This window comes from Micromonospora sp. NPDC048930, from assembly GCF_043197935.1.
Classification (GTDB): domain Bacteria; phylum Actinomycetota; class Actinomycetes; order Mycobacteriales; family Micromonosporaceae; genus Micromonospora.
The window spans coordinates 1-3,391 of record NZ_JBICUB010000028.1; the positions used below are offsets into that span (position 1 = coordinate 1).

The 3,391-nt window shown below is 67.9% G+C and carries 3 protein-coding genes; 1 reads left to right on the forward strand and 2 read right to left on the reverse strand.

The window, feature by feature from the left end:
• Positions 1 to 1,167: 1,167 nt before the first annotated feature.
• Positions 1,168 to 1,488, reverse strand: coding sequence for a hypothetical protein (locus ACGFI9_RS36005; RefSeq protein ID WP_393185365.1), 321 nt, complete (start codon positions 1,486 to 1,488; stop codon positions 1,168 to 1,170).
• 110 nt (positions 1,489 to 1,598) lie between these two features.
• On the reverse strand, positions 1,599 to 2,984 hold the full coding sequence (locus ACGFI9_RS36010; protein WP_393185366.1) for a hypothetical protein: 1,386 nt from the start codon (positions 2,982 to 2,984) through the stop codon (positions 1,599 to 1,601).
• On the opposite strand from ACGFI9_RS36010, the gene ACGFI9_RS36015 reads away from it, so the two are divergent.
• Positions 2,977 to 3,276, forward strand: coding sequence for a hypothetical protein (locus tag ACGFI9_RS36015; protein WP_393185367.1), 300 nt, complete (start codon positions 2,977 to 2,979; stop codon positions 3,274 to 3,276). The genes ACGFI9_RS36010 and ACGFI9_RS36015 overlap by 8 nt on opposite strands.
• Positions 3,277 to 3,391 lie beyond the last annotated feature (115 nt).

Below are 3,391 nucleotides of genomic sequence, written 5' to 3' on the forward strand. Positions count from 1 at the left end.
ACCTCAGCCCCGCCGACTACGAACAAGCCCTCACACCGACTACGCTGCACCAGATCGCGGCGTAACCCGGTGTCCACATCCCGGGGGGAACCTCACAGCGATATCCCGTGCGCGGTCAGGCCCTAGCTAGCTAGCGGCGGCCCGGCCCGGCCCGGACCGGCCCGGACCGGACCCCGGAGCGACGATCTCCGGGCTGCGGTCCCGGACCGGTGTGTTGCCCGCCTCGTGCCGTCCGGGACCGCCGAACAGCGTCCGGGACCGCCGAGCGCTGGACCGCCGGGGCCAGGACCGCTATGGCGGCCCCGGACCGCGGCAATGCCCGCGTGGACCAGCAAAGGCGGTCCGGGGACCGGCTCGCGAGCATCCGAGACCGACGCGTCACCGATAAGCGCCGGTTCCCGGGTAGCCCGAGCCCGTACTTCGGCTACGGATGCTTGCTGCCGCGACCAGCTTGGAGTCGATGATCTTAAGAAGGAGTCGTTAGACCTCAGTGCCGGCGGTCGGTCGCCCGGGCCGACAGGTCGGTCAGGGCGGCGCGGGCCGGCTCGGCCAGCGGCAGCCGGCCCAGCGCGGCTTGCGCGGCGTCCGCGCGTACCCGGATCATCCGCTCCACCGCCGCCCGGGCGCGGACCGTCCTCGACGACCAAGCGGCCTCCGTCCCGCGCGCACGCTGTGCCGAAGTGCTCGCCTGGACCCAACGCGAACTCGCCTACATCGACCCCAACCAGGAGACCCTCATCGCCGCGCTACGTCCGGCGTGAGTGGGTGTCTTCCAGCCCAGTGCTCACCGCGGCGCCCTTTCGCCGCAGAACACAGAACGCTAGGTGTGCAAGTTGCTACCAATGGTGAGTCTTAGGGCGGCAGACTCAGCGGTCAACTAGCGACCGATCCGCGGCCCCGTGGTGGTGAGGTCTGCCGGCTCGGCGATGGCTGATGCGGACCGCGGGCAAGCTCGCCGACGAGACCTGGGGGGTGTCCGTCGCTTGCGGTGGGGCCGACCCAGCCAAGGCCTAATCCAGCCGCAAGAGCAGCCCGCAGCGCGCCACCTTGTGCGCTGCGGGCTGGTAACTCTCGTGAATCCGATCGATCTGGTCTCGGTTGACAACCAGGCACCTACGAGCCTGCGTGGCCCCGCTCGCCTTCGCGGTCTTCCGAATTGGGCGATGGTCAGCAGTGTGGCAGCGACGGCTGCGGGTGCTGCTGGCTGTTCTCCACCCGGAAAGCCTGGATCCAGCGGGGGTTGGCCAGTACCTTGAACCACCGCTCCCACGGCGTCCCGCTGTCTTGCCAGCACTCGAGGGGGATCCAGGCGTCGTACTGCGTGACCCGGTCGTAGGTGCACACCCGCGAGGGGCAGACGTAGATGGGTGTGCCCGCGTACACCCAGCCGGGGTCGCCGGACGCGGCGGCGGCGGGCGTGCTGACCCCTACGAGCCCAGCGACAGTCAGATTTGCCACTGCCAGTGCGGCGAGTACTCGTCTTTTCACGATGACCTCCTGTCGTTTGCGTTGGCGCCGAGGGAACCCCTTGTCCTCCGGCGGCCGTGTGTCGGTATCGATGTGCGGGAGGGGTGCGTTTCTCTACGGCTGTTACCTATTCAGCAGGTCGGGTCGAAGATGCGTGCCCAGTAGACGAGCTCTGCTGCCTGGTCGCGGGTGAGAGTGGGGTTGTCGACGCTGGTCTGCCGGTTGACGGTCGCGATGTACTGGCAGATCTGGCCGTGCAGGAGCTTGTTGTCCAGGTTCTGGATCATGCCGTCGGCCTGAGGTGCCCCGCTGCCGGAGATGTATTGGTTGGTGAGGGCGATCAGCGACGCGATGGTCGGGATGACGGTGTAGCTGATCGACTTCGGCGCTGCGGTGTTACCCGCGATGTCGGTGGCGCCGGAGCAGGTGGCCGTGTAGGTCCCGGCAGGGTCGCGGGTGACCGCCAGGACGGCCTGGTTCGCGACACCCGACGTGGCGTCAGTGGTGGTGCACGACACGGTGGGCAGGTGGTCGAGGGTGTAGCGGTCACCGTTGACCGCCCCGACGATCGTGACCTCTGGTGCAGTGAGGTCGACGTCAAGGTCAGTCACCGTGGCCTCGCGGACGTTGCCGGCGTTGTCGACGGCGGTCCGCGTGATCTTCTGGTCGGCGCCGTCGGTACCGACTCGCACGTCTGCCGGGCAGGTGGCGATTCCGGACAGGGCGTCGGTGCAGGTGTAGTGGATGGTCGGTGCGGCGGTGTACCAGCCGGCGTCGTTCTTCGTGCCGATGACTTCGGCGGTGATGCCGGGTGCGGTCTTGTCGATGTTGATGTCGCTGACCGTCGTGGAGGCGGTGTTGCCGGCACCGTCGGTGGCGGTCCCGGTCACGGACTGGCCGGCTCCCTCGTCTGTCAGGGTGACCGGGTTGGTGCAGCTGGTGATGTCGGACAGTTCGTCGGCGCAGGTGAAGGAGACGGTGACGCCACCGTTGTTCCATCCGGCACCGTTCGCGGCGGTCCGGGTGGCCGTGATGCGCGGTTTGGTCTTGTCGATGCTGATGGTCACTGTCGTGGTCGTGGTGTTGCCGGCCTTGTCGGTGGCGGTACCGGTGACGATCTGGTTCGGTCCGTCCTCGGTCAGGGTCACCGGGTCGCTGCACGCGGCGACCCCGGACAGCGCGTCGGCGCAGGTGAAGGAGACGGTGACGTCGCCGTTGTTCCAGGCTGCGCCGTTCGGGGCCTGGGAGAGCTGCGCCTTGATGGTGGGCGCGGTCTTGTCGAGGCTCACCGTGGCTGTCACCGATGCACGGTTGCCGGCCTTGTCCACCGCGGTGCCGACGATTTCCTGGTCGGCGCCCTCGGCGTCGACGGTGACCGGGTCGGGGCAGGACGCGACGCCGGAGAGAGCGTCGTCGCAGGTGAAGGTGACGGTGACGGTCTGGTTGTGCCAGCGGTCGCGGTTCGCGTCGGGCGTGATCTCGTACTTGATTGTTGGTGCCGTGAGGTCGATGGACACGGTGACCTGGCCTGTGGCGCAGTTGCCCGCTGGGTCGCATGACTCGTCGGAGGTGATTACCTGGTCGGCGCCCTCGGTGGGCACCTTTGTGGAAGGCGGGGTGGTGGGCTTGCCAGACGAGGGCGCCGGATCGACGCTCGACCAGATGATGGTCACCGGCGCGTGGTACCAGCCGTGCGCATCGGGATCGCGATCCGGCTTCCCTCGTACGATCGGCGGCCGGTCATCGACGAGGATGCTGCCGGTCGTGCGGTCGAAGATCAGGAAGAGGTGCCTTTCCCCGGTAATCTGAGGGATGTTCAGCGGGATCGTCAGTCCTGATTTGAGGGTGATTCTGGCGTTCTGGGGTTTGGTGCCGGTGATCATGTTGAGGGCGACATCGCCGGTGGTGGTGTCGACGGCGGCGG